The organism is Rhizobium phaseoli, assembly GCF_010668805.1.
Classification (GTDB): Bacteria; Pseudomonadota; Alphaproteobacteria; order Rhizobiales; family Rhizobiaceae; genus Rhizobium; species Rhizobium phaseoli_A.
The window spans coordinates 110831-131169 of the sequence record NZ_WUFT01000004.1 but is presented as its reverse complement, the minus strand read 5'-3'; the positions used below and the strand labels follow the sequence as shown (position 1 = coordinate 131169).

The 20339-nt window shown below is 61.5% G+C and carries 21 protein-coding genes; 13 read left to right on the top strand and 8 right to left on the bottom strand.

The window, feature by feature from the left end; genetic code table 11:
* Positions 1–3: 3 nt before the first annotated feature.
* From ykgO to GR197_RS07745, 4 genes are all read right to left on the bottom strand, one after another.
* The gene (ykgO, locus tag GR197_RS07760; protein WP_003566454.1) at positions 4–129 is read right to left on the bottom strand and encodes a type B 50S ribosomal protein L36; all 126 of its coding nucleotides are present in this window, start codon (positions 127–129) and stop codon (positions 4–6) included.
* A 165-nt stretch (positions 130–294) separates the two neighbouring features.
* Positions 295–1371: a 5-(carboxyamino)imidazole ribonucleotide synthase gene (locus tag GR197_RS07755; RefSeq protein WP_164008193.1), complete on the bottom strand. Its 1077-nt coding sequence runs from the start codon at positions 1369–1371 to the stop codon at positions 295–297.
* Positions 1368–1862 (bottom strand): 5-(carboxyamino)imidazole ribonucleotide mutase, encoded by a 495-nt coding sequence (purE, locus tag GR197_RS07750; RefSeq protein ID WP_164008565.1) that lies wholly within the window; start codon positions 1860–1862, stop codon positions 1368–1370. The genes GR197_RS07755 and purE overlap by 4 nt, the downstream gene beginning before the upstream one ends.
* A gap of 17 nt (positions 1863–1879) precedes the next feature.
* Positions 1880–2083 (bottom strand): YdcH family protein, encoded by a 204-nt coding sequence (locus tag GR197_RS07745; RefSeq protein WP_164008191.1) that lies wholly within the window; start codon positions 2081–2083, stop codon positions 1880–1882.
* A gap of 228 nt (positions 2084–2311) precedes the next feature.
* Between GR197_RS07745 and GR197_RS07740 the strand changes: the two genes are divergently transcribed.
* Positions 2312–2485 carry a YdcH family protein gene (locus GR197_RS07740; protein WP_007631579.1) on the top strand — a complete coding sequence of 58 codons (174 nt, stop codon included), beginning with the start codon at positions 2312–2314 and terminating at the stop codon, positions 2483–2485.
* 205 nt (positions 2486–2690) lie between these two features.
* On the opposite strand, the gene GR197_RS07730 is transcribed toward GR197_RS07740, so the two are convergent.
* Both GR197_RS07730 and GR197_RS07725 read right to left on the bottom strand, forming a co-directional pair.
* Positions 2691–2951 carry an ArsR/SmtB family transcription factor gene (locus tag GR197_RS07730; protein WP_164008189.1) on the bottom strand — a complete coding sequence of 87 codons (261 nt, stop codon included), beginning with the start codon at positions 2949–2951 and terminating at the stop codon, positions 2691–2693.
* A 93-nt stretch (positions 2952–3044) separates the two neighbouring features.
* Positions 3045–3809: a sulfite exporter TauE/SafE family protein gene (locus tag GR197_RS07725; RefSeq protein WP_164008187.1), complete on the bottom strand. Its 765-nt coding sequence runs from the start codon at positions 3807–3809 to the stop codon at positions 3045–3047.
* A 107-nt stretch (positions 3810–3916) separates the two neighbouring features.
* Between GR197_RS07725 and GR197_RS07720 the strand changes: the two genes are divergently transcribed.
* Positions 3917–4570 (top strand): thiamine phosphate synthase, encoded by a 654-nt coding sequence (locus GR197_RS07720; protein WP_164008185.1) that lies wholly within the window; start codon positions 3917–3919, stop codon positions 4568–4570.
* A 10-nt stretch (positions 4571–4580) separates the two neighbouring features.
* Positions 4581–5663 carry a tetratricopeptide repeat protein gene (locus GR197_RS07715; RefSeq protein ID WP_164008183.1) on the top strand — a complete coding sequence of 361 codons (1083 nt, stop codon included), beginning with the start codon at positions 4581–4583 and terminating at the stop codon, positions 5661–5663.
* 117 nt (positions 5664–5780) lie between these two features.
* Here GR197_RS07715 and GR197_RS07710 read toward each other — a convergent pair whose 3' ends face one another.
* A complete protein-coding gene (locus GR197_RS07710) occupies positions 5781–7523 on the bottom strand; it encodes a chemotaxis protein (RefSeq protein ID WP_164008180.1) in 1743 nt (580 codons plus the stop codon).
* 341 nt (positions 7524–7864) lie between these two features.
* Here GR197_RS07710 and GR197_RS07705 point away from each other — a divergent pair, with 341 nt between their 5' ends.
* The 10 genes from GR197_RS07705 to GR197_RS07660 all read left to right on the top strand — a co-directional run bounded on the left by GR197_RS07705 (position 7865) and on the right by GR197_RS07660 (position 19456).
* The gene (locus GR197_RS07705) at positions 7865–8194 is read left to right on the top strand and encodes an STAS domain-containing protein (protein WP_164008178.1); all 330 of its coding nucleotides are present in this window, start codon (positions 7865–7867) and stop codon (positions 8192–8194) included.
* A complete protein-coding gene (locus GR197_RS07700) occupies positions 8191–8559 on the top strand; it encodes a response regulator (protein ID WP_164008176.1) in 369 nt (122 codons plus the stop codon). Before GR197_RS07705 ends, GR197_RS07700 begins: the two co-directional genes overlap by 4 nt.
* On the top strand, positions 8556–10574 hold the full coding sequence (locus GR197_RS07695) for a chemotaxis protein CheA (protein ID WP_164008174.1): 2019 nt from the start codon (positions 8556–8558) through the stop codon (positions 10572–10574). Before GR197_RS07700 ends, GR197_RS07695 begins: the two co-directional genes overlap by 4 nt.
* On the top strand, positions 10571–11080 hold the full coding sequence (locus tag GR197_RS07690; protein WP_164008172.1) for a chemotaxis protein CheW: 510 nt from the start codon (positions 10571–10573) through the stop codon (positions 11078–11080). The genes GR197_RS07695 and GR197_RS07690 overlap by 4 nt, the downstream gene beginning before the upstream one ends.
* Positions 11081–11111: 31 nt before the next feature.
* Complete coding sequence (locus tag GR197_RS07685) at positions 11112–12821, top strand: methyl-accepting chemotaxis protein (RefSeq protein ID WP_164008170.1); 1710 nt, start codon at positions 11112–11114, stop codon at positions 12819–12821.
* A gap of 242 nt (positions 12822–13063) precedes the next feature.
* Positions 13064–14986, top strand: a complete 1923-nt coding sequence (locus GR197_RS07680; protein WP_164008168.1) for a HAMP domain-containing methyl-accepting chemotaxis protein — start codon at positions 13064–13066, stop codon at positions 14984–14986.
* A 189-nt stretch (positions 14987–15175) separates the two neighbouring features.
* The gene (locus GR197_RS07675; RefSeq protein ID WP_164008166.1) at positions 15176–16984 is read left to right on the top strand and encodes a methyl-accepting chemotaxis protein; all 1809 of its coding nucleotides are present in this window, start codon (positions 15176–15178) and stop codon (positions 16982–16984) included.
* Entirely contained in the window at positions 16981–17463 is a 483-nt protein-coding gene (locus tag GR197_RS07670) for a chemotaxis protein CheW (RefSeq protein WP_018072866.1), read from the top strand. Before GR197_RS07675 ends, GR197_RS07670 begins: the two co-directional genes overlap by 4 nt.
* A 30-nt stretch (positions 17464–17493) precedes the next feature.
* Positions 17494–18351, top strand: a complete 858-nt coding sequence (locus GR197_RS07665) for a CheR family methyltransferase (RefSeq protein ID WP_164008164.1) — start codon at positions 17494–17496, stop codon at positions 18349–18351.
* Positions 18352–18358: 7 nt separating this feature from the next.
* Complete coding sequence (locus tag GR197_RS07660) at positions 18359–19456, top strand: protein-glutamate methylesterase/protein-glutamine glutaminase (protein ID WP_164008162.1); 1098 nt, start codon at positions 18359–18361, stop codon at positions 19454–19456.
* Positions 19457–19529: 73 nt separating this feature from the next.
* Here the strand turns inward: GR197_RS07660 and GR197_RS07655 are convergent, their stop codons facing one another.
* Positions 19530–20270 (bottom strand): 3-oxoacyl-ACP reductase family protein, encoded by a 741-nt coding sequence (locus tag GR197_RS07655; protein ID WP_164008161.1) that lies wholly within the window; start codon positions 20268–20270, stop codon positions 19530–19532.
* Between the last annotated feature and the right edge of the window lie 69 nt (positions 20271–20339).

The following is a 20339-nucleotide window of genomic DNA, read 5'->3' as shown; positions in this document are numbered from 1 at the left end:
AAATCAGCCCTGACGAGCCTTAAAGCGCGGGTTCAGCTTGTTGATGATATAGATGCGGCCCTTGCGGCGAACCAGACGGTTGTCACGGTGACGAGCCTTGAGCGACTTGAGCGAATTCTTGATCTTCATTTTTCTGATCCGCGATCTCTATGGGGGAATTCACATTCGCCCGTATCTTTTAACAATCAAAAGCGCGCCATCGGGCGCGCTGTTTAGGTGGGGGAGCAGATACCCCGTCACCTTTTCCGTGTCAACCGCATGACGGTGTTTTTCCCAAAGCGTAAGGGTGTTTTCTCAGGCCAAAACCGGCGATTTCGGCGTCAGGGTGGTGACGTGCCCCATCTTGCGGCCGGGGCGCCACTCGGTCTTGCCGTAGAGATGAACCAGCGTATCCGGACGCTGCAGCCAGTTGGGAACGGCCAGGATATCGTCGCCGATCAGGTTCTGCATGATGCAGTCGGAATGACGTCCAGCGTCTCCCAAAGGCATTCCGGCAACGGCGCGGATGTGCTGCTCGAACTGGCTGACGACACAGGCGGCTTCCGTCCAGTGGCCGGAGTTGTGGACACGCGGCGCCATCTCGTTGGCAATCAGGCCACCATCGGCAAGCACGAAGAATTCGATGCCGATGACGCCGACATAGTTCAATGCTGCGAGGATCTTTTCGGCCGATCGGCGCGCGGCATCCGCCGCCGTCGGCGAGATCGTAGCGGGAACCGTCGAGGTGTGGAGGATGCCGCTGCGATGGACATTCTCGGCGGGATCGAAGCAGACGACCGTGCCGTCCGTGGCGCGCGCAGCGATGATCGAGATCTCGCGCTGGAAGGCGACGAAGCTTTCCAGGATGAGCGGCACGGCCCCGAGCGCTGCATAGGCGCCATCAGGGCTGTCTGCCACTGAGCGAAAAACCTTCTGGCCCTTGCCGTCATAACCGAGACGGCGGGTCTTCAGCACGCCTTGGCCGCCGAAATCCTCAAGCGCCATTTCGAGATCGGCCTGACTGTCGATCGCGTGGAAGCGGGCTGTGGTTATGCCGCAGCCGTTGAGAAAACGCTTTTCGACGAGGCGGTCCTGGGCGGCTTCCAGCGCTTTCGGCGGCGGATAGACGGCCACGCTGGCCGAGAGTGTCTCGGCAGCTTTAACGGGCACGTTCTCGAACTCGTAGGTAACGACATCGCAGACCTCGGCGAGTTCGGCGAGTGCCGCCGGATCGTCATAGGCCGCGGTAATCTGCCGGTTGGCCAGCTGGGCGGCCGGGCAGTCCGCCTGCGGCTCGAGAATGACCGTGCGAAAATTCAACCGGGCGGCGGCAATGGCCAGCATGCGGCCGAGCTGGCCGCCGCCGATAATGCCGATCGTTCTTGCCGTCATAGGTCGTCCATCGGGTATTCGGCGACCGCAGCACTCTGGCGCTCGCGCCACTCGTCGAGCCGGTCGGCGATTTCTTCGTCGGAAAGGGCAAGTACGGCGGCGGCGAGAAGGGCAGCGTTAACCGCGCCGGCTTTGCCGATGGCGAGCGTTCCGACAGGAATGCCGGCCGGCATCTGAACGATGGAAAGAAGGCTGTCCTGGCCCGACATGGTTTTGGACTGGACCGGCACGCCGAAAACCGGCAGCGGCGTCATCGATGCGGCCATGCCAGGCAGGTGGGCTGCGCCGCCGGCGCCGGCGATGATGACCTTGAAGCCCTCCGTGCGGGCGCCCTTGGCAAAATTGAACAGCCGGTCGGGTGTGCGGTGCGCCGAAATGATGCGCGCGTCATAAGGGATTTCCAGCGCCTCCAGTGTGTCGGCGGCGTTTTTCATGGTCTCCCAGTCGGACTGGCTGCCCATGATGATGGCGACGGACGGTCTGTCTGTCATCATTGCTGCTATCCCCCTCAGGCGATGATGTCAGGGATGATCTGATCTTCCAGCTTGGAGAGCCTGTCCTTGATGACGAGCTTCTTCTTCTTCATGCGCTGGACCCGCAGAGCATCGCATCCGATCTGGATCATGGCGTTGATCGCGGCGTCGAAATCCTCGTGCTCCTGGCGCAGACGCGCCACTATGAGCCTGATTTCCGCCTGTTCCTGATCGGCCATATGCATTCCCCGTTATCGTCCTCGGACCTTGTCCGACCTGCCGATGATTTCCGCAAGCTCCTATCACCAAATACAGGTAACGGCTAGTTAGTCTTGATCATGAAATTGCCATCCAGTCTCCATCTTTTGGCCTTCGACAAGCCTTCAAAAATATGTCACAGTCCGCCGCGTTGACACCTTGATCCCCGACGATGTTGGCCGGGGAGGGTAAGAGGAAGGAAGGGTCAAATGACAGTTCAAGCTCATCTTGAATCACTCCAGAAAAAGCATGTCGCTCTTGAGGAGGAGTTGCATACTCTCAGAACAGCTCCCTCTATCTCCGATACGGAAATTGCCGAATGCAAGCGCCGCAAGTTGCGCATCAAGGACGAGATTATGCGTCTCAAGTCATCCGTCCACTGATCTTCCCAAGGGTCGCCGGTCGACCATCTTGCGAACGAAAAGGTAAATCCATCCATTCCGCCTGAAATCAGCAAGAACCGGTGATTTTACACCAGATTTGCGCCAGCCCGATGCCTGCAGCATCGCGGCTGGCGCTTTTGGGTCGTAGGCTTTGAGCGGCGGTGCATCATAAGCATCGTGTCCCACAGTCTCGCGGGAGCAGGCATCAAGCCCAGAACTGATCGAGCCACAAATTAAGCTTGTCGAAGCCGCGATTGTTGACCGTGTAAATGCGCTTCGTGCCTTCAGAGGTCACTGAGACGAGGTTGCTTTCGAGCAGCGCCTTCAGGTGTTGCGACACGGCAGGGCGGCTGATCGGCAGACCCTCGGCGAGTTCGTTGACCGTCCGTGGCGCGCGACGCAGTTCCTCCAGCAGAAACCGCCGGTTCGGATCGGCAATCGCAGAGAAAGGGTCCGTGTTCGACATGGCGGGAACGCTACGGCAAACCGACCGGTCCAGCAAGGAAATTGTGCATTGCAGCGTACTGCAGCGCCGCTGTTACGCTTGGAATTGCCGACTCTACCAGCCAAGACCCTCGCGCACGATCAGGAAGGCGGCGATCAGGGCCATCGCATACATGAACGGATAAAAGATCGCCGGCTTCATGCGGCGCACGCACCAGGCGCCGGCAATGGTGGCGATCGGAGCGAAGGGCAGAAGCGTTGCGGAGGTCGCAAGGTTTTGGGTGTCGAGCTGGCCGAGCGCGAAATAGGGGATCAGCTTGATGGCGTTGAGGATCGCGAAGAAGCGCACGCTTGTGCCGGTATATTCGCGCGGCTGTAGCTTGAGCGGCAGGGCATAGATCTGGAAGGGCGCACCGCCGGCATGGGCGACGAAGCTGCCGTAACCGGAAAATGTGCCCCAGAGGCCGGCGGCCACCGGTCGCTGGCCGCGCGGCGGGATTATCTTGCCGGCGCCCGGGCCGTAATTGTTCCAGAAATAGCGCAGGCAGAAGAGAATGGTCACCGCGCCGATGACGATGCGCAGAATATTGCCCGGAACGAGCGCCGAAGTCGCCCAGCCGAGCGCGATGCCGAAGATTGCCCCCGGCAGCATGATCTTCAGCGTCGCCCAGTCGCCATGTCTGCGCCAGATGACGAGCGAGATCATGTCCATGAAGACCAAGATCGGCAGCAGGATCGCCGCCGCCTCGACGGGCGAGACGACGAGGGCAAGGAAGGGTAGGCCGATCAGCGACAAAGCGTCGCCCATACCACCCTTTGCGAGGCCTACCAGCAGAACGGCGGGCACGGCGGCGTAGTAGAATGACAAATCCTGCGGCATGCTTTCGGCGTCCTCCTCTTGCAAGCCTCGTCTAACGGAACTACTCACACAAAACGAGTGCGGATCCCTCCTTTCGAAGGGGAATCCGCAGGAAACGGAAAGATCCCATGACTGAACCGGAAAACCGCTGCCGCCTTGTGCTCATCACAGCTGATATCGCCGATGCCGATGAACAGGCAAGGATCGTTGCCGACGCGCTGCGGGGCGGCGATGTCGCCTCGGTGATCGTGCCGCAATACGGGCTGGACGATGGCACCTTCCAGAAACATGCGGAAAAACTGGTGCCGCTGATCCAGATTGCCGGAGCGGCCGCGCTGATTTCAGGCGACAGCCGGGTGGCAGGGCGAGTGAAGGCCGATGGTCTGCACCTTTCCGGCAATGCCGAGGCGCTTTCGGAAGCGATCGAAAAACATGCGCCGAAGCTGATCGTCGGCGGCGGTAACGCAGCCGACCGCCACAATGCACTGCAGATCGGCGAAGTCAGGCCCGACTATATCTTTTTTGGTAAGCTCGACGGCGATATCAAGCCGGAGGCCCATCCGAAGAACCTTGCGCTTGGCGAATGGTGGGCCTCGATGATCGAGATTCCTTGCATCGTCATGGGCGGCACCGATCCTGCTTCGGCGCTTGCCGTCGCCGAGACCGGAGCGGAGTTCGTGGCACTGCGGCTGGCAGTCTTCGGCGAACCCACCCGGGCGCCATCGATCGTCGCCGAGGTCAACGCGCTGCTTGACGAAAAAGCGCCACGGTTTGAGGATTGAAATCGCGCTCATGCCGATCCCGACCGCCCCCCTGTTGAAATTTATCCTTGCCAGCATGGCCGCCCTCGTTGCGGCCGGGCCGGATGTCGCCTTGGCGCAGGCCAGCGACAGCGTCATCAGCCAGCCGGGCTCAGCGCCGGCTTCGACTTTCCGCACCGACCGGCCCTCCGGCCCGGTTGTGAAGCCTTCCGATGGTGTCGGCGTGTTCGAGCGCATGGGTGCGAAGCTGCCTGACCTGCCGCCGGAGAAGGATTACAAGGGGCCGGTCGACGAGGCTTACGGTGCGTTCCAGCGCGGTTATTATCTGACGGCAATGGACAAGGCACTGCCGCGCGCCCAGCTCGGCGATGCGGCGGCGCAGACGCTGATTGGCGAGATCCTCTCGCAGGGCCTCGGCGTCAAGAAGGACGTGAAGAATGCGGCCTTCTGGTACGGCAAGGCGGCCGAAGGCGGCGATGCGGCGGCAATGTTTAAGTATGCGCTGATCCTCATGGAAGGCGAAGGCGTGCCGCGCGACAAGGTCAAGGCCGACGACTACATGCGCAAGGCGGCAGAGGCCGGCAATCCTTCGGCGGAATTCAACTGGGCGCAGCTTCTCATCGCCGACAATCCCGGCGAGAAGGGGTTGAGGCTTGCGCTGCCGTTCTACGAGAAATCTGCCGAGCAGGGCATCGCCGATTCGCAATATGCCGTGGCGCAGATCTATGCGACCCTGAAGGACCTGCCGGAGGAAAAGAAACAGCTTGCCCGCGAGTGGATGGCGCGTGCGGCGCGTGCCGGCTTCGACACGGCCCAGCTCGATCTCGGCATCTGGCTCGTCAACGGCGTCGGCGGGCCGAAGGATTACGTCAAGGGCTTCGAATGGCTGAAACTTGCCGCCATTGGCGGCAACGTCGCCGCACAAAACAAGCTTGCCCACCTTTATATCAACGCCATCGGCACGGCGCCCGATCCGGTCGAGGCGGCGAAATGGTACGTCCTGTCGCGCCGGGCCGGGCTCGCCGATCCGTCGCTTGAGGATTTCTATCTCGGCATCGAGGACTATCAGCAGAAAGCGGCGATCGAGGCCGCCAACAAGTTCCGGCGGCGATAGCAGGCGCACGTCCAACTGAAGCGCGTCGCGATCTTTAGATTCGCTTGTCGCGCTTTAGCTTATTGTTTTACGGATGTCGTTATCCCAGAGCCACCGCGCACTTTGTTTGAGCTTGCTCTAGAAAAGCGCGTCGGCGAACAGATCCTCGTCGTTTTCGGCTTTGACGGTCTCGACGGGAGCGAGGACGCTGTCTTCGCTCGCGGGGATGATGTCGCGATGAACGTTGCGCTCCTGGGCCATCGTGTAGTGCTTGAAGATTTTGCGATCGAGCGGCGCGATCGCCTCAGCGAGGTCCGAGATATCGGCGATATCGGTGCCGGCAGCGCCCTCGAGCAGATCAGCGCAGCGGGCAAGCACTTCGCCGAGATCATGCTGGAAATCGAGCTTGCCGATCAGCAGGCTGATCTTGGTGGCGACTTCGCGGCCGTTCTCGGCGAGTACCTTCAGCTCGTTTTCCATCGCGTTGGCTGCGGAGCGAATGTTGCCGACGGCCGATGTCAGGCTTTCTCCCAGGCCGCCAGGCCCGGCGTCCGTGGCGGGGGCGACCCGCCCGGCCGCGGCTTCGAGCGCCGGCAGGCCGTTGACAATGGCGTCGGCGGAATCGTCAAGCTTGCCGGCGAAGATGCGCAGTTCGGCGGTGACGACGTTGATCGACTTGCCTTCCTCGCCAAGGCGGCTGCAGCGCAGGTTGGTATTCAGAGCCATATAGTGAATGTCGGTCTTGACGGCGCGGATGTTGCCGATCGCCTCGAAGAGCTTGGCGGCCGTGCCGATCGTCGACTGGCTCACTTGGTCGGCCTGGCGGCTTGCCGTATCGACCTGCTTGACGATTTCGTGGGCGGCCGAAACGCTGGATTCCAGCGCGCGCATGAAGTTGCCGCCGGCCTCGCCGCTCTCGCCGCTCATCCGATCGCGCAGCTTGAGGATCTCCCGCATGTCGTGGTCGAAACTTGCTATCGTCTTGACGACGTTCTCCGAATCCCGCTGGAAATTTACGCACATGTCGCTCATCTGCGCTGCGGTCAAATGGTGAATGACGTTCTGGAGGCGCTGGCGCGCGCCGGCGTCGAGTCTTGCGCCATCCTCCCCGGCAAAGAAATCGTCAAGCAGCGAAAAGGTGGCCTGCACATGCTCGATGCGCTGGCGGGTGATGTCGCCGATCTGCAGGGCCGATAGCGTCGAGGCGACTTTGCTCTGGACGGCGCGGGCAATTGCGCCGACGTCGCGGGCGATGACGCCGAGATCTTTGCGGTGCTCGGCGATCTTGGCTGCATCATCGCGCAGGGCTCCGGCAACCGCCGGAACGGTATCGGCATAACCCTTGGAAACGCTGGCGCCGAAAGAGGCTGCGAGCTTCACCTCCTTGTCGAGGCTGTCGAGATGGGTGGCGAAGCGGTTGACCTCATCGGTGCCGGAATAGATGCGCTCCAGGATCTCCTGGGCGAAGCCGGCGAATTCGGCAAGGCCGGCACCGGTGATCTTCACGGTCACGGCGAAGGTCCTGAGATAGCGCATCGTCTCCTGCATGTCGGAGACATGCTTGCGCAGCTCCCTGCCGGTATGCGCCAGTGAGATGAGTGCCTGCTGGCGGTTTTCCTCGGTAACCGGCAGCGCCGTCAGGCTCTCCACTGTTGCGCGGAGATCGGCGCTGGTGTCGCTCGCCTCCTTGTTGTCGAGCGTCGTGGTGACGCTCTCGAGCGAGTTCAGCAAACGGTTGAGCACTTCCATCACCGACAGCAGCACGGTGCCGCCTTCGAGGAAACGTTCCTCGACCTGGCTGCGGGCGGATTCCAGGGTCTGGCTGATGTCCCGCCCTGACGTGTAGGTTGCAGCGTTCGATGTTGCCAGAGCGTGTGCCACTTTTATACCTTTTCTTAGAATGCAGGCGATTTGACTCTATTTTTACGGGCAGGATGGAAACGTCCGGTAAACGCGCCGGACTCGCCAGCGTTGTGATTAACGAAAGATGTGGATGGTGGCATCGGTCGAAGCGCCACGGCCCAGAGATCAATTCAAATTGCTGTTTTTACTTTATTTTTCTCTAAATTCTGAGGAAAAAATACAACTTTTCCCGGATGAGAATTGGGAGTCGCGGGGTGCCCTATACGGCAGTTTCCTACAACCGCCGTTTACCGCGCATTAACGCTGCCGTGAGAGTCCTTTTAGGGCCGTAAAGTATTTCCCTGGCCCAGGAGGCTGCATTGGATACTCCGAAACAATATTACGAATCTATAAATTTGCCGGAGGTGCTCAGTATTCGCACCGTGTCCGAACTACATTCCAAGCTTACCGGTGAATTTCACGGCAGAGATACGATCATCATCAGCATTCCTGAAGGCGCGGAAGCAGATTTGAGTTTCGTTCAACTCATCGAATCCTCGCGCCGCCAGGCAAAATCCAAAGGAAAGACCTTCAAGCTTTCTTCCCCGGCCAGCGGCTCGGTTCTCAAGGTACTTGAGCGCGCAGGTTTCATCGAATCCTTCGATCAAGAAGACGAAAATTTCTGGTTGCATAAAGAGGTGACGTTATGAGTGCAAATATCCTGACTGTCGACGATTCCGCCAGCATTCGTCTGACAACCAAAGTCACGCTGACCAATGCCGGCTACAGCGTCACCGAGGCGGTCAATGGGGCAGAGGGCCTGGCGACGGCCAAGGGCAGCAGCTTCGATCTGATCGTCACCGATCTGAATATGCCTGTCATGGATGGGCTGACGATGATCGAAGAACTGCGCAAGTTGCCGGCCCAGGCCGGCGTCCCGATCATCTTCCTGACGACGGAATCGGACGCCGATCTCAAGGCGCGCGCCAAGGCCGCCGGCGCGACGGGCTGGCTGACCAAGCCGTTCGACCCGGAAAATCTCGTGAAGATCGTGAAGAAGGTTCTCGGACAATGACGACGCTCGATCCCGTTGCCGTATTCCGCACGGAGGCCGCCGAATGCCTCGAAGCGATCGAGGCCGGTCTTCTCGACCTGACCCACCAGCTCGACAATAAGGATCTCGTCGACGCCGTCTTTCGCGGACTGCACACCCTCAAGGGCTCCGGCGCGATGTTCGGCTTCGAGGCGCTCGCCGCCTTCACCCATCATTGCGAAACCGCCTTCGACCGCGTCCGCAAGGGCGAGGTCGCAGCGACCAGCGAACTCGTCGCCGCCGTTCTTGCCGCCCAGGACCATATGCGTGCCCTCGTCGACCAGCCGGACGCCGATCACGGCGATACCGGGCAAAAGCTTCTGGCTCAGTTGCAGGCTGCCGTCGGCGGCAAGGAGGCATCGCCTGCTGCAGCGCCGGCCGCTGCTACCGCACCCTCTGCTATCCGCGAGGCGCCGGCGAAGAAGAAAAACAGCTGGCGCATTCGCTTCAGCCTGCCCGCCAATTCGATGGCCAACGGCACCAACCCGCTCGGGCTGCTCGACGAGCTGCGCGATCTCGGCGAATGCATCGTGCGCGCCAACACCTCGGCCATACCGCCGCTCGACGAGCTCACGCCGACAGAACTCCACATTTCCTGGGACGTGACGCTGACCAGCGAGCAGGATCGCTCGGCGATCGACGACGTCTTCATCTTCGTGCTCGACGATATGGAGCTCAGCGTCGAGGACATCGCCGGACCGGCAGCCGCAGTTGCTGCAGTGTCCGCGGCGCCGGTTCCACCGGCCGCCATCCCGGAATTCCGTGCTGTCGAGGCAGTTCCGGCCAGGCGCGAGGCACCCGTCGCCGTCAGCCAGGCAAAGGCAGCTGAGAACGTCCGCGTTCCGGCCGAACGTCTCGACGAATTGATGGACCGCGTCGGCGAGCTCGTCATCGCTCAATCGCGTCTCAGCCAGCTCGCCAGTGCCAGCAGCGATATCGCGCTGCGCTCCGTCTCGGAAGAAATCGAACGTCTCTCCGGTGAATTGCGCGACACGATGATGGTGCTGCGCATGGTGCCGGTCGCCACCCTGTTCTCCCGTTTTCGCCGCCTCGTCCACGATCTTGCCCGCGAGACCGGCAAGGTGATCGAGCTGGTGACGGAGGGCGAGAGCACCGAGGTCGATAAGACGGTCATCGAACGTCTGGCCGATCCTTTGGTGCATCTGGTGCGCAACTCGATCGATCATGGCCTCGAAACGCCCGCCGACCGCCTTGCCGCCGGCAAGTCCGAAGCCGGCACGGTGACGCTTTTGGCCCGTCAGGCCGGCGGCGAAGTGATCATCTCGATCAAGGATGACGGTCGCGGCATCAATCGCGAAAGGGTTCGCGCCAAGGCCGAATCTTCCAGCCTCATCCAGCCCGGCCAGCTGCTTTCCGACTCTGAGCTGCTGCAATTGATCTTCGCACCCGGCTTCTCGACGGCCGCGGCGATCACCAATCTGTCCGGCCGTGGGGTCGGCATGGACGTGGTCAAGAAGACGGTCGAAGCGCTTCGCGGCGCGATCGACATCGTCAGCGTGCCGGGGCAGGGTTCGGAAGTGTCGCTGCGCATCCCGCTGACGCTCGCCATTATCGATGGCCTGCTGGTGCGCGTCGGTTCCGGCCGCTACGTCATCCCGCTCTCGGCGGTCGAGGAATGCCTCGAGCTATCGCTCGAAGAAGATCTCCGCTCGCGCGGCCGCAGCTTCATCTCGCTGCGGGACAGCCTGGTACCGTTCCTGCGCCTGCGCGATCTCTTCCGCACCGGCACCAAGCCCGACGTACATCAAAAGGTCGTCGTCATCTCGACCGGCACGGAGCGTGTCGGCCTGGTCGTCGACCAGATCATCGGCGACCACCAGACGGTCATCAAGTCGATGTCGAAACTGCACAATAACGTCGCGACATTCTCGGGCGCCACCATTCTCGGCGACGGCAGCGTCGCCCTCATTCTCGACGTCGGGCACCTGGTTGCCGCGGGTCAGCAACAGGAGGCGCAATTGCGTGTAGCAGGATGAGTGCAACAGCAGCAGCCGGACGATTTGACAATCACTGGAGCTATGCCGAGGAAGTCGAGGTTCTGACCTTCGATCTCAACGGCGAAACCTTCGCGCTGGAAGCGGTCATCGTCCAGGAGATCCTGGACCTGCTTCCCGAGACTGCGGTGCCAGGCAGCCAGCCCTTCGTTGCCAGCGTCATCAACTTTCGCGGCAAGGTCATTCCGCTCGCCGATCTGCGTCTCGCCTTCGGCATGGAAGCAGCAGAGGCGACGATCGACAGCCGCATCATCGTCATCGAGATCGATCTGCAAGGCGAGCAGACGCTCGTCGGCCTCAGGACCGACAAGGTGAACGAGGTGACGACGCTTGCAAAGACCGCGAGCGAAGCGCCGCCGAGCATCGGCATGCGCTGGCGCGCCGACTATATCAACTGCCTGGTGAAGAGGGGCGGAGAATTCATCATTCTCCCGAATCTGCAGGCGATTTTTTCATCGAGGCGCGATGCGGCGGGAGCCGCCAGCTGATGTCGGCTGAGTTCAGGTTGGGGTTAAACCGATGCGATTGACCATCAAGACAAAACTGGTGACCGCGTTCACCTTCATCATCCTCATGCTGATGGGCACCGCTGCCTACGGCATCGTCAGCCTTGGATCGCTGAACGACACGATCGGCAATCTCATCGCCGGTCCGGCAGCCCGTCTCGACCTGGCGCAGCAAATCAACATCGCCCAGCTCGAGGCCATTCGCCAGCAGAAGAACCTGCTCACCGCCCGCACTGCCGACGAGACGGCCGGTGCGATTGCAAAGGGCAATCAGGCCCGCAAAGAATTCACCGATGCCTTCAGCCAGGTGCTGGCGCTGGCAACGGAAGAAGGCAAGGTTCGCTGGGCGCGCATCGCCGAACTTTCCAAGACATTCAATGCAGCCGACGACCAGATCCGCGACTATGTGAAGGCCGGTAACGCCGAAGGCGCTAATACCATCTCCGTCACGGCGGCCCGGGCCGCCGCCAATGATATCGACTCGACGCTCGGCGAAATCCTGGCACTCGAAAAGCAGCGCATGAAGGCTGCGGACGATAGCGCCGACGCGCAGTATGCGACCACACGCACGATGATGATGGCGGTGGCTGCTTTTGCTCTGTTGATTGCGGCCATTACCGCCTTCTGGATCGCCAGCACGATCAGTAAGGGCCTTAGCCGGGCCAATACCGTGGTTCGCGAAGTGTCGGAAGGCGATCTGACGAAGATGGCCGATATCACCAGCCGCGACGAAATCGGCGAGCTTCTCGGCAACGTCAACATTATGATCGAACGGCTGCGCGGCGTCGTGGCCGATGCCCTGTCGGCCGCCGACAACGTCTCTTCGGGCAGCCAGGAACTTTCGGCGAGCTCCGAGCAGGTTTCGCAAGGGGCCAGCGAACAGGCCGCTTCGGCAGAAGAGGCCTCCGCCTCGATGGAGCAGATGGCCGCCAACATCAAGCAGAACGCCGACAACGCGGCGCAGACCGAAAAGATCGCCCGTCAGTCGGCAAAGGATGCCGAGATGAGCGGGGAAGCGGTGACGCGTGCGGTCGACGCCATGCGCACGATCGCCCATAAGATCGGCATCGTCCAGGAGATTGCCCGCCAGACCGATCTTCTCGCTCTCAACGCTGCTGTGGAAGCAGCACGTGCCGGCGAGCACGGCAAGGGTTTTGCGGTGGTCGCCTCGGAGGTGCGCAAACTTGCCGAACGCAGCCAGTCGGCTGCTGCCGAAATCAGCTCGATGTCGAGCGATACGGTCAAGGCTGCCGCCGATGCCGGCGACATGCTCGGCCGTCTGGTGCCGGACATCCGCAAGACGGCGGAGCTGGTCTCCGAGATCAGTGCCGCTTGCCGCGAACAGGATATCGGCGCTTCGCAGATCAACGAGGCGATCCAGCAGCTCGACAAGGTGACGCAGCAGAATGCCGGCGCCTCCGAGCAAATGTCGGCAACCTCCGAGGAGCTCGCCTCCCAGGCCGAAGAACTGCAGGCCTCGATCGCCTTCTTCAAGGTCGATATGGCGGGCAGTGCGCGGTCCGGCGCCCACAAGGCGCAGCCAAAAACCGCGACCAAGGGCCTCCAGCCCTCCGCCGCTGTCCGCAGGCCCGCCCCGCAGACCCATAACCATGGCCGCGGCCAGACGGTTTCGGCTCAGCAGCAGCGCCTCAAGGGCTTTGCCCTCGATATGTCGATGGGCGGTCCAGACGCCAGCGACGACGACTTTAGGGAGAGCGCATAAGCGCTCCCCTGGGAAGAGCGCGTAAAGCGCTTCGCCTATGTGATCCCTCGGGTTGCTCCTGCGGCCCGAGGCGGGAATATCCCCCAACGCGTGTAGGCGTTGGCGCTGCGATCGATAGATGTCCGACTGCCGGGAAGCGAATGAAGTCGGTTCCCCTTTTCAGACACATCCTTCCAAGCTCGACGTCCCGCCAAGGGGACATGTCTCTCTCCATTCGTTTTGACCGCAAATTGGGGTATCACATGCGTTTCACCATTAAACTCAAACTGGGTCTTGCCTTCGGCATCATGACGCTGCTGCTGATCGGCATCGCCGTTTACGGAAGCATGAGCCTCGGAACTTTGAATGACGCGAGCGCCCAGATGATCAACGGCTCAGTCCGTCGTCTGGAGCTGGCACTGACCGCCAATGTTGCCGAAGTCAACGCCATCCGTTCCCAAAAGAACGCACTGCTCTCCACGGATCCCGAAACTGCTGCCGGTTTCTACAAGGACGCCGACCAGTACCTGCAGGATATGTTCAACGCCGTCGATAGCGGTCTTGCCATCGCCTTGCCGGAGGGAAAGCCATATTGGGAGAAGTTGCAAACGATCGGCGCGAAGTTCCGCGAAAGATCCGCCGAACTGCAGCAACTTGACGCAAGAGGTGACCAGGCCGGCGCGCTGGCGCTTTCACTGGGTGACCTCAGGACGATGACCGATGACATGGGCACTGCGATCGCGGCCCTCGTCGAAATCCAGCGCAAGGGAATGAAGGCGACCGCCGCGTCGAACACCGATCTCTATGGCTCGACGAAGCTGATCCTCGGCAGCGCTTCCGGCATTGCAGTCCTCATCGCGCTCGGCGCCGCCTTGTGGATCACCCTTGGAATCAACAATGGCTTGCGAAAGATCACGATGGTCGCAAACGCCGTGGCGATCGGCGACCTCAACCAGAAGGTCGATGTCAAGACCAATGACGAGATCAAGGATCTCATCAATACGGTCAACGCCATGACCGCCAATCTGCGCGCCACGGCGGCCCTTGCCGACCAGATCGCCATGGGTGACCTCAGCACCGATGCAAAGCCGCTCTCGGACAAGGATGCGCTCGGCATCGCGATGCAGAGCATGATCTCCAACCTCAGGACCACCGCCGGCATCGCCGATCAGATTGCAAATGGCGACCTGACGGTGTCTCCGAAGCCGCTCTCCGACAAGGATGCGCTGGGCATCGCCCTGGAGCAGATGGTCGAGCGCCTGCGCGGCGTCGTTGCCGATGCGATCTCCGCGGCGGAAAATGTCTCTTCCGGCAGCCAGGAACTGTCGGCGAGCTCCGAGCAGGTATCGCAAGGCGCTACCGAACAGGCTGCATCGGCCGAAGAGGCTTCCGCCTCGATGGAGGAGATGGCGTCCAACATCAAGCAGAACGCCGACAACGCCGCTCAGACCGAGAAGATTGCCCGTCAATCGGCCAAGGACGCGGAAGCCAGCGGTGAAGCCGTCTCCCGCGCCGTCGAAGCCATGCGCACGATCGCCCAGAAAATCGGCATCGTCCAGGAAATCGCCCGCCAGACTGACCTTCTCGCCCTTAATGCTGCTGTGGAAGCAGCACGCGCCGGCGAGCACGGAAAGGGCTTTGCGGTCGTCGCCTCCGAGGTGCGCAAGCTCGCCGAACGCAGCCAATCGGCCGCTGCCGAAATCAGCGCCATGTCGGGCAATACCGTGACGGCCGCCCAGGAAGCCGGCGAAATGCTCGGCCGGCTGGTGCCCGACATCCGTAAGACGGCCGAGTTGGTCTCCGAGATCAGTGCCGCCTGTCGCGAACAGGATATTGGCGCTGCCCAGATCAACGAGGCGATCCAGCAGCTCGACAAGGTGACGCAGCAGAATGCCGGCGCCTCCGAGCAGATGTCGGCAACTTCCGAGGAACTGGCCTCGCAGGCCGAAGAGCTGCAGACGTCGATCGCCTTCTTCAAGGTCGACATGGTGGGTGGGCGCCGTGAGCGCGCGCCAGCTGCAAAAGCCGTGGTCCGCAGCCGGCCTCAGCCCGCACCGCGCAAGCCGGGCACCAAGTCACCCGCCAATACGGTCGCCGGCCAGCAGGCCCGTGTGAAAGGGTTTGCTCTCGACATGTCGATGGGCGGTCCCGACACGACCGATGACGAGTTCCGGGAAAGCGCATAACCGCGTCCCGTTCGCAGCAGTCGCGGGCCAACCAGCACGGCCCGCGACGGATGCTCCGGGCGTTTATGAGCACCGGCACGGGAGCCCGCCGATCTCTCCGTGATCTGGCTTCGCATACCAGAATTTCTTTGCCGCATGATGCCGCCCCGTCGATCCAGATTTATTGCTTCGCTCCCAAAGGATATTGAGATGCGTATTACGATTAAACTTAAACTCGCAGCCGCGTTCGGCTTTGTCATATTGTTGCTGGTGGGCAGCGCGGTCTATGGGATCATCAGTCTCAGTTCACTGAACGATGCCGTTGGCAACCTCATTTCGGGTCCCGCAAAACGGTTGGAATTGGCTCTGGAAGCAAAGACTGCCGAGCTTAATGCCGTTCGCTGGCAGAAGAATGCGCTTCTGGAAATGGATCCTGAAGTGGCAAGGAAGGATTACCAGAATTCGGCAAAGAGCCTGGATGAAATGGTGGTCTTCGCCACCAGCGGCCAACAGCTCGCCACTGCGGAAGGCAAGCCCACCTGGGACAGACTGGTCGAGCTGGCCAAACGCTTCGGTGAAGGCTCCAACAAGGTTGCCTCCATTCAGGAAGGCGGCGACAGGGCAGCGGCTGCGGCACTTTCGTCGGGAGATGTTCGCGGCCTCGTCATGGAATTGGAAGAGGTTTTCGAGACGCTCGTCACGCTTCAGCAGAAGTCGATGGCACAAGCCGATGACGACACCGACATTCTTTATAGTTCGACGAAGAACATGCTGATTGGTATCGCTATCGGGGCTTCCGTCATCGCGTTCGCCGCGGCGCTGTGGATCGCGCTCGGGGTCAATAGGGGCCTGCGCAAGATCATGAACGTTGCCAGCGCCGTCGCCATCGGTGACCTCAGCCAGAAGGTCGAGATCAGAAGCAACGACGAGATCAAGGATCTGGTCAACACGATCAATGTCATGACGGATAATCTTCGCAACACCGCTGAGATCGCCAACCAGATCTCGAACGGCGACCTGACGGTGTCGCCCAAACCGCTGTCCGACAAGGATATGCTCGGCATAGCGCTCGAACAGATGGTCGAGCGCCTGCGCGGCGTGGTCTCCGATGCGGCCGCGGCCGCGGAAAATGTCTCTGCCGGCAGCCAGGAACTGTCGTCGAGCTCCGAGCAGGTTTCGCAGGGCGCCAGCGAACAGGCCGCTTCGGCCGAAGAGGCTTCCGCTTCGATGGAGGAGATGGCCGCCAACATCAAGCAGAATGCCGACAACGCCGCCCAGACCGAAAAGATCGCCCGCCAGTCGGCCAAGGATGCCGAGATGAGCGGCGAAGCGGTGACGCGCGCCGTACAGGCGATGCGGACCATCGCCGAGAAGATCGGCATCGTCCAGGAGATCGCCCGCCAGACCGACCTGCTGGCTCTGAATGCCGCGGTCGAAGCAGCGCGTGCCGGCGAGCACGGCAAGGGTTTTGCGGTGGTTGCCTCCGAGGTGCGCAAGCTTGCCGAACGCAGCCAGTCGGCTGCTGCCGAAATCAGCTCGATGTCGGGCGATACGGTCAAGGCCGCTCAGGAGGCCGGCGACATGCTCGGCCGCCTGGTGCCGGACATCCGTAAGACGGCGGAGCTGGTCTCCGAGATCAGCGCGGCCTGCCGCGAACAGGATGTCGGCGCCTCGCAGATCAATGAAGCGATCCAGCAGCTCGACAAGGTAACCCAGCAGAATGCCGGCGCCTCAGAGCAGATGTCTGCGACTTCGGAAGAACTTGCCACCCAAGCCGAGGAACTGCAGGCGTCGATCGCCTTCTTCAAGGTCGATGCCGCCGGCACCCGTCCGTCCCGCGCGCCGGCTGCCAGGATGACGGTGCGCAGCCCCGCTCCGGCCGCCGGCCGCAAGCCTGCAGCCAAGAAACCGGCCGCCAATGCCGTCGCGGCTCAACAGGCGCGTGTGAAAGGTTTCGCTCTCGATCTCTCCATGGGCGGTCCCGATGATGGGGACGCCGAATTCAAGGAAAGCGCATGATCATGGCCACGACATCTCTGGAAGCGCAATTCGTGACCTTCAGCCTCGGCGAGGAGATCTTCGCCGTGCCGGTAGAGGTGGTCCGAGAAATCCTCGACTATGCGGAAGCGTTCAAGATTCCGAATGGTCCCGACTATCTGCTCGGTCTGCGCGACGTGCGCGGGCAGGGTGTGCCGACGATCGATCTGCGATTGAAGCTCGGCATGACGAAGACTGTGCCGACGCCGCACACGCGCGTGCTTGTCCTCGACGTGCCGATGGAAAGCCGGCTGCTGACGCTTGGCCTTGTCGCCGACCGCGTCTTCGAGGTCACGCCGTTCCGGCGCGAGCAGATCGAGGCGGCCCCCGATATCGGCGTGCGGTGGCGCTCGGACTATATTGCCGGTGTCGTTCGCCGTGAAAACGGCTTCGTCGTCATCATCGATCTTGCACGGTTGCTGTCGCGCGAGGACGCCTCGGCACTGCAATCGGCCGCCTGACCGCGTTATCAACTTGGAGTACGGCGTTCTATGAGTATGGCAGCAGCGGTGGAAACCCAATTGCCGGGCGACCGGATCAGCAAGCGCAATTTCGACAAGCTTGCCCGGTTCATTTACGACTATAGCGGCATCAAGATGCCGCCGACCAAGCTAACGATGCTCGAAGGGCGGCTGAGGCGCCGCCTTCGTGCGACCAACCATTCGACCTTCGACGATTATTGCGACTTCCTGTTCGATCATGACGGCCTCGCCCAGGAAGCCGTCTACCTGATCGATGTGGTCACCACCAACAAGACCGACTTCTTCCGCGAAGCCAAGCATTTCGACTATCTGCAGACAGTGGCGTTGCCGGCGATCGCCAATAGCGGCGTGCGAACCATCCGCACCTGGAGTTCTGCCTGTTCGACGGGGGCGGAGCCCTATACGATGGCGATGGTGTTGGCCGAATTCGCCGAAAGCCGCAGCGACGTCTCCTACAACGTGCTTGCCACCGACCTTTCCACAGACGTGCTGCAGACGGCGCGCCGAGGCATTTATCCGGAGGATTTGATCGCGCCAGTGCCGCGCGACCTGCAGCGCAAATACGTGCTGACAGCTAAGCAGCCGAACCGGCGGGAGGTGCGCATCACGCCGAAACTGCGCAGCAGGGTGGGTTTTGCCCGCATGAACCTGATGGACGAGAAATACCCGATCGGCGAAGCGATGAACATTATCTTCTGCCGCAACGTGTTAATCTATTTCGACAAGCAGACTCAGGCCGGCGTGCTCAACCGGCTCTGCAACTGCTTGGCGAAGGGCGGCTACATGTTCATCGGTCATTCCGAATCGATCACCGGCTTCGACCTGCCGTTGAAGCAGGTCTCGAACACGGTATTTCAGCGTATCTAGAGGCTTCATGGCTAAGAAAATCCGCGTACTGATTATCGACGATTCCGCCAGTATCCGCCAGACGCTGGCGCATGTGCTGGAGCAGGATCCCGATATCGAGATCATGGCGGTGGCATCCGACCCGTTCATGGCGGCGCGGAAGCTGCAGGAGGAGATCCCCGATGTCATCACGCTCGATGTGGAGATGCCGCGCATGGACGGCATCACTTTCCTGCGCAAGCTGATGGCGCAGCGGCCGATCCCGGTGGTGATGTGCTCGTCGCTGACGGAAGCGGGCTCGGAAACGCTGATCCAGGCGCTGGAGGCCGGTGCCGTCGACGTCATTCTGAAATCGAAGATCGGTGCCGCCGACGGCCTCGCTGATGATGCCATGCGTATTCGCGAAGTCGTCAAGAGTGCTTCGCATGCGCGGCTTTCCAACGTGCGGAGGGCCGCCGGAACCATCCGTTCGGCTGCCGCGGAGGGGCCGGCCAAGAAGCTGACGGCTGATGTGATGCTGCCGCCGCCGACGGGGCGGGCCATGGCGAAGACGACGGAAATGGTGGTCTGCGTCGGCGCCTCCACCGGCGGCACCGAAGCGCTGCGCGAATTCCTGGAGGAACTGCCGGCCAATGCGCCCGGCATGGTAATCGTCCAGCATATGCCGGAGAAATTTACCGCGGCCTTCGCCAAACGGCTGAACGGTCTCTGCGAAGTCGAGGTCAAGGAAGCCGTCGATGGCGATCCGGTGCTGCGCGGCCATGTGCTGATTGCGCCAGGCGACAAGCACATGCTGCTCGAACGCCAGGGTGCGCGTTATTATGTGAGCGTGAAGACCGGGCCGCTGGTGTCGCGGCACCGGCCTTCCGTCGATGTGCTCTTTCGTTCGGCAGCGCGCTCGGCCGGCTCGAACGCCATGGGGATCATCATGACCGGCATGGGCGACGATGGTGCGCGCGGCATGCTGGAAATGCATCAGGCCGGCGCCTACACGGTGGCCCAGGATGAGGCGAGCTCCGTTGTTTTCGGCATGCCGAAGGAGGCGATTGCCAAGGGTGGCGTTGACCGTATCCTGCCGCTCGATCAGATCGCCCGCGAAGTGTTGATGACGCAGCAGAAGTTCTGAGATCGGTTTCGACAGAACGAGGAGAATCCGGCGATATCGCGATACCGCCGGATTTTGTGTGTTTTATCCGGGATTAGGCGAGATAGCCGCCGTCGATCGTCAGGCTCGCGCCTGTGACGAAGCCAGCTTCGGCACTCGCGAGATAGGCGGCCAGACCGGCGATCTCGCGGTCTTCGCCCAGTCGGCCGAGGGCCATCAGTGGCTTGAGGCGCTCGTGATCGTCTTTGTGAGGGTTCATATCGGTTGCGGTCGGGCCGGGCTGGATATTGTTGACAGTGATGCCGCGCGAGCCCAGATCGCGGGCAAGGCCGCGGGTCATCGAGGCGATCGCGCCCTTTGTCATGCTGTAGACCGACGATGTGGGAAAGCCGCTGCGATCGGCGGTGACGCTGCCAATGGTGATGACGCGACCGCCGTCCTTCATGTGCTTGGCCGCTGCCTGGATGCCGACGAAAGCCGCGCGGACATTAACCGCGAACATGCGATCGAAATCGTCGATCGAATATTGGTCCAACGAGTTGAGGATGAGAATGCCGGCATTGCTGACGAAAATGTCGAGCCCGCCAAAATGCTCGGCCGTCAGCGTGACTGCGTCCTGCACGGCTTTCGCATCGGCACTGTCGGCGCGGATCGAGAGCGCTCTGTGGCCGGCAGCCTCCAGTTCGGCGACGATCGCCTTCGCCTTGTGCTCGGAACTCGAATAGGTGAAGGCGACGGCAGCGCCATCAGCGGCGAGCCTTCGGACGATGGCCGCACCGATGCCGCGTGCGCCACCGGTGACGAGGGCGACCTTGGTCGAAAGAGATTGAGACATGTGGTTTCCTTTTTTTCGGATCGATCAGTCTAGAATTGCCGATGGAAAATCATCTCCATGCTTACCTTC